The organism is Phormidesmis sp. 146-12, assembly GCF_052939495.1.
In genome coordinates, this window is sequence record NZ_JBJPHS010000048.1 from 46,799 (window position 1) to 53,410 (window position 6,612).

General features: G+C 48.5%; 12 protein-coding genes. 11 read left to right on the forward strand and 1 reads right to left on the reverse strand.

Annotated elements, in window-relative coordinates; all coding sequences use genetic code 11:
* The first annotated feature begins 4 nt into the window (after window positions 1–4).
* Genes gvpN through ACKFKF_RS19680 form a run of 9 tightly spaced genes read left to right on the forward strand, consistent with a single transcriptional unit; the run spans window position 5 to window position 4,520 of the window.
* On the forward strand, window positions 5–1,291 hold the full coding sequence (gene gvpN / locus ACKFKF_RS19640; RefSeq protein ID WP_446869257.1) for a gas vesicle protein GvpN: 1,287 nt from the start codon (window positions 5–7) through the stop codon (window positions 1,289–1,291).
* A complete protein-coding gene (locus tag ACKFKF_RS19645; protein ID WP_446869258.1) occupies window positions 1,288–1,698 on the forward strand; it encodes a gas vesicle protein in 411 nt (136 codons plus the stop codon). Before gvpN ends, ACKFKF_RS19645 begins: the two co-directional genes overlap by 4 nt.
* Window positions 1,695–1,889 (forward strand): hypothetical protein, encoded by a 195-nt coding sequence (locus tag ACKFKF_RS19650; RefSeq protein ID WP_446869259.1) that lies wholly within the window; start codon window positions 1,695–1,697, stop codon window positions 1,887–1,889. The genes ACKFKF_RS19645 and ACKFKF_RS19650 overlap by 4 nt, the downstream gene beginning before the upstream one ends.
* Before the next feature lie 56 nt (window positions 1,890–1,945).
* On the forward strand, window positions 1,946–2,404 hold the full coding sequence (locus ACKFKF_RS19655; RefSeq protein ID WP_446859735.1) for a gas vesicle protein K: 459 nt from the start codon (window positions 1,946–1,948) through the stop codon (window positions 2,402–2,404).
* A gap of 18 nt (window positions 2,405–2,422) precedes the next feature.
* Window positions 2,423–3,160, forward strand: coding sequence for a gas vesicle protein GvpF (gvpF, locus tag ACKFKF_RS19660; RefSeq protein ID WP_446869260.1), 738 nt, complete (start codon window positions 2,423–2,425; stop codon window positions 3,158–3,160).
* Window positions 3,161–3,174: 14 nt separating this feature from the next.
* Window positions 3,175–3,366 (forward strand): DUF6888 family protein, encoded by a 192-nt coding sequence (locus ACKFKF_RS19665; protein WP_446859733.1) that lies wholly within the window; start codon window positions 3,175–3,177, stop codon window positions 3,364–3,366.
* A complete protein-coding gene (locus ACKFKF_RS19670) occupies window positions 3,363–3,590 on the forward strand; it encodes a DUF6887 family protein (protein ID WP_446869261.1) in 228 nt (75 codons plus the stop codon). Before ACKFKF_RS19665 ends, ACKFKF_RS19670 begins: the two co-directional genes overlap by 4 nt.
* A 5-nt stretch (window positions 3,591–3,595) precedes the next feature.
* Window positions 3,596–3,838, forward strand: coding sequence for a gas vesicle protein GvpG (locus tag ACKFKF_RS19675; protein ID WP_446869262.1), 243 nt, complete (start codon window positions 3,596–3,598; stop codon window positions 3,836–3,838).
* Window positions 3,839–3,869: 31 nt separating this feature from the next.
* The gene (locus tag ACKFKF_RS19680) at window positions 3,870–4,520 is read left to right on the forward strand and encodes a DUF2301 domain-containing membrane protein (RefSeq protein WP_446869263.1); all 651 of its coding nucleotides are present in this window, start codon (window positions 3,870–3,872) and stop codon (window positions 4,518–4,520) included.
* Between the two features lie 18 nt (window positions 4,521–4,538).
* On the opposite strand, the gene ACKFKF_RS19685 is transcribed toward ACKFKF_RS19680, so the two are convergent.
* Window positions 4,539–4,736, reverse strand: a complete 198-nt coding sequence (locus ACKFKF_RS19685; protein ID WP_446869264.1) for a hypothetical protein — start codon at window positions 4,734–4,736, stop codon at window positions 4,539–4,541.
* 61 nt (window positions 4,737–4,797) lie between these two features.
* On the opposite strand from ACKFKF_RS19685, the gene ACKFKF_RS19690 reads away from it, so the two are divergent.
* On the forward strand, window positions 4,798–4,926 hold the full coding sequence (locus ACKFKF_RS19690) for a hypothetical protein (RefSeq protein ID WP_446869265.1): 129 nt from the start codon (window positions 4,798–4,800) through the stop codon (window positions 4,924–4,926).
* Window positions 4,927–5,046: 120 nt separating this feature from the next.
* Window positions 5,047–6,369 (forward strand): vanadium-dependent haloperoxidase, encoded by a 1,323-nt coding sequence (locus ACKFKF_RS19695; RefSeq protein WP_446869267.1) that lies wholly within the window; start codon window positions 5,047–5,049, stop codon window positions 6,367–6,369.
* Window positions 6,370–6,612 lie beyond the last annotated feature (243 nt).

Sequence of the window (6,612 nt, forward strand, 5' to 3'; positions counted from 1 at the left end):
CACCGTGACGACTGTTCTTCGTGCCAGCCCCCGCCGATTTGTCAGTACACCCTCGATCGAGCGAGTTGCTGTTAGAGCTTTGCGCTATTTGCAATCTGGATTTTCAGTACATCTGCGCGGCCCAGCCGGGACGGGTAAAACCACATTGGCGCTTCATCTAGCTGATCTGTTGACTCGTCCAATCATGTTGATCTATGGAGATGATGAGTCCAAAAGCTCTGATTTGATCGGCAATCAGTCTGGCTACACGCGCAAAAAAGTAGTCGATAACTACATTCACAGCGTTGTCAAAATTGAGGATGAACTTAAGCAAAACTGGGTTGATTCTCGGTTGACGCTGGCTTGTCGAGAAGGATTCACGCTGGTCTATGACGAATTTAATCGATCGCGTCCAGAGGTGAATAACGTTCTGTTGTCTGCTTTAGAAGAGAAGCTGTTAGTTCTTCCCCCCAGCAGCAATCGGACGGAATATATTCGCGTCAATCCAAACTTTAGAGCAATTTTTACCTCTAATCCAGAAGAGTATTGCGGCGTTCACTCGACTCAAGATGCGCTAATGGATCGGTTGGTGACGATCACGATGCCTGAGCCAGATGAGTTGACTCAGCAAGAGATTTTGGTACAAAAAACTGAAATCGATCGCGCCAGTGCCCTGATGATTGTTCGCTTGGTCAAAGCCTTTCGAGTCAAAACCAAAGGTGAAAAAATTTCGGGACTGCGATCGTGCCTGGTGATCGCCAAAGTTTGCCAAGAACATGAGATTCCCGTCTCTCCCATGAATGCAGACTTTCGAGAAATTTGCTCAGACGTGTTGCTGTCTCGGATTGGCATAGCGATCGACGATGCAACTAAGATTCTCTGGCAATCGCTCAATGACATGTTGCACAACGATTTACTACAAACTCCCGTTGAGACGTTAGCCTCTGATGCCATTCCGTTTGCCGAGGTCGCTACAGAACTGGAAGAACCCTCAGAATTGACCGTCAAAGAACAGCTAGTCGAGCTATTTCGCGAATTGACCGAATCCGCTGAAGCAGCATTACCAGAAGAATTGCCAGAAGCGTTACCAGAAGAAGCGCCTGTTACCGAAGCCAGCATTGCCCACGAGCAAGAGATTTATGAGTATTTGCTGAAATCAGGTGCCGTGAGAATTGCCCAGATTGAGAGTGATTTGGGCTTGACGCGAGTGCAAGCATTGGATGCCATTCGGACATTGGCGAAAAAAGGATTGGTTGTGCATCGCGATCGGCTTTTCTCGGCTCAATCAGTTCCTGCCGAGGTTGAATCATGACAACTAGCCCCATGCGCTCTGCGGTTGGACGAGACGCTGCGAGAGGCATCACCACTTCGACTCCCGGCTCAACGCTGGCAGATGTTTTAGAAAGAGTGCTAGATAAAGGCATTGTGATTGCTGGAGACATTTCTATTTCTGTTGCGACGACAGAGTTGATTAACATTCGCATTCGTCTACTCATTGCATCAGTTGATAAAGCGAGAGAAATGGGCATCAACTGGTGGGAAAACAATCCTCACTTTAGCCAGCAGTCTCAGGGCTTGATAGAGGCCAATCGCCAACTAATAGAGCGCGTTGAGAGCCTGGAAACCGAGTTAAAAGCGCTTCGTCCCGCTTCGACTCCAGAGCTATCTAGTTCCGAATCTCTTCCCAACTCCCTAGAAACGCTTTTAGATGACTTATGATTACCGTCAAAACGATGAAGCAAATTGCGACGAGCCGCGTGATTCCTGGTTGTCGGGCTGCCAATCATTTGGGCGGGCTGTTATCAAACAGCGACGATCGTGCCAGAATTGCGTCCGGAATGGGTCGGATGCGATCGAGTCAAGCCCGTCGTCAGTGGCTTAACCGCCTGTATCAAACGAGAACTCTCTAGCATAAAAGCTAACCGCAACCTTCTACAATTGAAGCAACCTTCAGCCGAGTGACCCAGTGTTTTCTGAACCGCCTGATCTCGCCATTATCAATGCTCCCAAATCCACCAAGGACAGGGGGCTTGCTCCGTTGTTGTTGACCATTGTCGAGCTAGTCAAACAACTGATGGAGGCTCAAGTGATTCGTCGAATGGAAGAAGGAAAACTCAGCGACGAAGAATTAGAGCGAGCGGCAGAAAGTTTGCAAAAGTTGGCGGAACAGGTGGTTGAAATCTGCAACATTTTTGAGATTGATCCTGCTGATTTGAACATTGACCTAGGCGAAATGGGCACGCTATTACCGAAAGCCGGAGGATACTATCCCGGTCAAACCTCTGCTAGTCCTTCTATTTTAGAATTGCTCGATCGTCTGCTTAATACAGGCGTAGTTGTCGAGGGCAGCGTTGACATCGGAGTGGCCCAACTAGATTTGATTCACGCAAAACTTCAGTTGGTTCTGACGGCGAAACCTATCTAATCGCCCCCCATTTTTCTTATGAGTTACGGACTCTACCTATACGGGATTTTTCCTACCCCTGGGCCGCAAAGTTTGGAGCTAGAAGGCTTAGACAAACAGCCCGTTCACAGTCATACCGTTGATGGATTTGCCTTTCTCTACTCAGAAGCGCAGCAAGAACGGTATTTAGCCAGTCGTCGCAATCTGTTGGGGCATGAAAAAGTTCTCGAACAAGCCATGCACGCGGGACATCGCACCCTACTACCGCTACAGTTTGGATTGATTATCGAAGATTGGGAGGCGGTGACTGAGCAGCTAACGGCTCCCCACAGCAAAAGTTTGGAGCATTTGTTTGACAAGCTGGCTGGACGACGAGAAGTAAGCGTCAAACTATTTTGGGATGCCGCTGCCGAACTGCGAACCTTAATGGACGAGGATGAAATTCTTCGCAGTCAGCGCGATCGCTTAGAGGGCAGGTCTCTCGGTATGGAAGAAATTGTCTCGATCGGACAGTTAATTGAGAAGGCAATGAGCGATCGCAAACGCACTGTGATTCAAGCCTTTCAAGATGCGCTCAATCCGCTAGCAGAAGCGGTGGTCGAAAACGATTCACTCACTGAGTCCATGATTTACAACACGGCTTACCTGATTTGTTGGGACGACGAGGCAACCTTTAGCGCTCAGGTCGAAGCTTTGGATCAACAGTTTGATCAACGCTTAAAAATCCGCTACAACGACTTCACAGCACCTTACAATTTTGCTCAACTCGATCGATAGAGAATTAATACTTCATGGAACCCACAATTGCCCAGGCACAAGGACTCTATCGATTATGCTATCGTTTAACCAACCAGATTTATCCAGGATGGCAATTCAAAACAATCGACCTCGTTCGTATTGATGAAAGAACCGGAAACATCTGTGTTCTTGCTGGCGAAGGTTTGGATTACGAAGTTAAACCGAGCGGAGGGTATGAGCCATGACATCAGTCAACTATGACGCAATGGACTTAGATGAACTGCGCCGATACATGTTGGAGCATCGAGAAGACATTCCAGCCTTTCATGCTTATGTCGATCGCTCCAAGGCTGCGGGACGCATGATCACGATCGATGTCAGTGACCCAAATTGGGAAGAAAAACTCGACGATCGGCTGCGTCAATCAGAACTCAATCCAGACCACCCAAACAACATTCCTGAGCAATAAAAATCATGGTTCTTCGCTTATTGTTTGCCCCAATCACTGGACTCAACTGGATCGCCGAACAAATTCAAGAGCGCGCTGACACAGAGCTTGACGACACAGAAAACTTGAGCAAACGGCTGCTGACGCTGCAACTTGCGTTTGATATGGGCGAGATCCCTGAAGAAGAGTTTGAGGCGCAAGAAGAAGAATTGTTGCTGGCGATTCAGGCGGTCGCAGATGAAGAACGACTTGCCGCCCTAGAGCAGTAGGATAGGGGCAGATGTGATTCATGCCTGACCTATGATTGAGCAAGCCACACAGCCCGAAGTTTATCAAGGACAGTTTGGAGATTTTACGATTACGGAGCGCGATCGCCAGGGAGTTGTGATCTATCGAGGCGGTCTGATGGTGGCAGCGCTGAGTTTTGCGATCGGGACTGGACTCGTTCTCTCGCAAGGCAGTCAAGCGATCGGGTTACTGACTCCGCTTTATTTCTGCTTTTGGGCGGCGTTGGGCGTTAGTTTGTGGATGATTCACATTTACTTAAAGCCACTGCATTTGGCGCTCCAGGCATTTTGGGCGATCGGGGGCGTTGCTTCACTGATTCTGACTTTTGGCAAGAGTGAACCGTTGGCTTTGCAGGTTTATCAGCATCCAATCACAATTTTGGGCGTTGGATTCACCTTTGCTGCGCTGACTGGAATCTTCTTTAAAGAGGCGTTTTGCTTTAACCGATTGGAAACTAAACTGCTGGTGCCGATCGTTCCGATGCTGCTTTTGGGGCATTTGTTTAACTTGTCTGGCTCGTGGGAAGCGACCTTATTGGGTGTTTGGGCGGTTTTGTTTGTGGTGTTCGCAATTCGTAAAGCGATTCAACAAATTCCTCCAGATATTGGCGACAAAAGCGTATTTGAGTACTTGAAAAATCAATCGAGCGCTCAGTCTCTTTGATTGGAGTGATTTTTTAATTCAAAGATGCTCCTCATAAGAATTGATTTCTGATGGGTCAAAAATGATTATGTAGGTGCGGGTAGGATGGCTGCGCTGCAAGACTTGTAGGTGTCCTTCGACATCCCTGCGACGACGAAAGCGATCGACGACAATTCTCTGCATTTTTGGCAACAGCAAAATCAGACACCCTGGCGAAAGTTGGTTCTGCGAGGTCATTGCTTTTGATTGATCAAAGAAGCTGTTGATTTGCGATCAACTGATTCTATGATCTTGGAAAATGGCAGAGCTAGAGAATATTACCCGATCGGTTACTGACGACGGGCGATCGCAGTTCATACAGTTGAGAGAAGTCAGCGCAGGGACACAAACAATCCGTTCTCTCTCAGGCGTTGATGTGACCTTTTGATCCTGCGGTTGGCTCATGGTTTATTACAAAATCTGCTTTCGGGCGCTATGGAGCAGGCTGTTTGGGCGCTCTACCGATTCTGAGCAACATCATTCCACTCAACCCATCGGAAATTTCACTATGTCTGATATTGTCATTCACTGGAACAACGTTTATTTGGAAGCGATTCGTCGATCTAAGGACGAGTTGGCCAGTCCGACTCGGATCACTCGGATCGGGGCAATGATGCACGCGGCGATGTATGACGCGATTAACTCGATCGCTAAAACTCATCAGCCTTATCTTATTAGTTTGCCGACTCCGATTGACACTTCTCCCGAAGCTGCGGCGGCCTATGCGGCTCATCAAGTTTTGAGTGCAATTAACCTGGAATTGATGACCACTCATTCCACGATGCAGCCTGTGTTGAACGATCTAAAGATTCTCTTTAAAGAGGGTTTGGCGGAGTCTTTGGAGCAAATCAAAGCTGGCGCAACGGAACTAGAGATTGAGAATGGACGCATTTTGGGACAGGCGATCGCCAATGTCGTCATCGCCAAACGCAACAAAGATGGGTCTGAAAATATGGCTCCTTATGTGTGCGGCAAAAATCCGGGAGATTGGCGACCGACAAGCCCAGGCACGATGGCAGTTACGCCGAATTGGGGAAAGGTGCGTCCTTTTACAATGACCAGCGGTTCTCAGTTTCGACCGATCCGACCGGGCGGGTTTGCCACTAAAAATGAAATGCTGCGGAGTGCCGAATATGCTGTGCAGTTCAATGAGGTCAAACGGCTGGGATCAGATGCATCATGCAGCGATCGCACTCCCCAACAAACCGAGATCGCGTTCTTTTGGGCCAATGACCTTGACGGCACCTACAAGCCACCGGGACATCTTTTTCGCATGACGCAGCTTGTTGCTGAACAACAGTTACTGTCTCTAGCGGAGAATGCGCGACTGTTTGCGCTGGTTGCCCTCGCCCTTGCAGATGCTGGGATTGTTGCCTGGGATGCTAAATATTCTACAGAAATCGACCTGTGGCGGCCCGAGACAGCCATTCAGATGGCGGACGAAAACAACAATCCTGCGATCGATCGCGATGAATCCTGGGCCCCTCTATCTGTGAATCGAGACGGCAGCCGCTTTTCGCCGGCCTTCCCAGCTTATGTTTCAGGACATGCCACCTTTGGCGCAACTCATGCAGGCATTCTAAGAAACTTTTTTGGGACTGACGACATCACGTTTGAGCTTGATACAGAAGATTCGTCTTTGGAAGGTCAATCGATCACGCGGACGTTTGACAGTTTCTCGTCTGCCGCTTTGGAGAACGGGAGAAGCCGGGTTTATCTGGGCGTGCATTTTCAATGGGATGCAGACAATGGCTATATTTCGGGGACTCGTCTGGCTGATTATGTATCCGCCAATTTCTTGAAGCCTCTGCCTAGCTGTGTTCAGGTGTAGTCGATTCAATCCATTCAAAAAGCCTGTATCAGTAGGGACGTTGTACACTCATAGCGCCCCTACTTTTCTGTTTGAAAAAATTATCTGATAGATTCAGTAGATTGAGGATCGACAGTGTTTTTTTGATTACCGACTTTCGATCCCCTGACTCCCTTTCAAAAGGCTGACTTTGAATCGGCTCCTCCTTGTTTAACGTGAATTCGATGGAGTTTTCTCGCTTCGTTATTGGGCACTTCTGCCCCC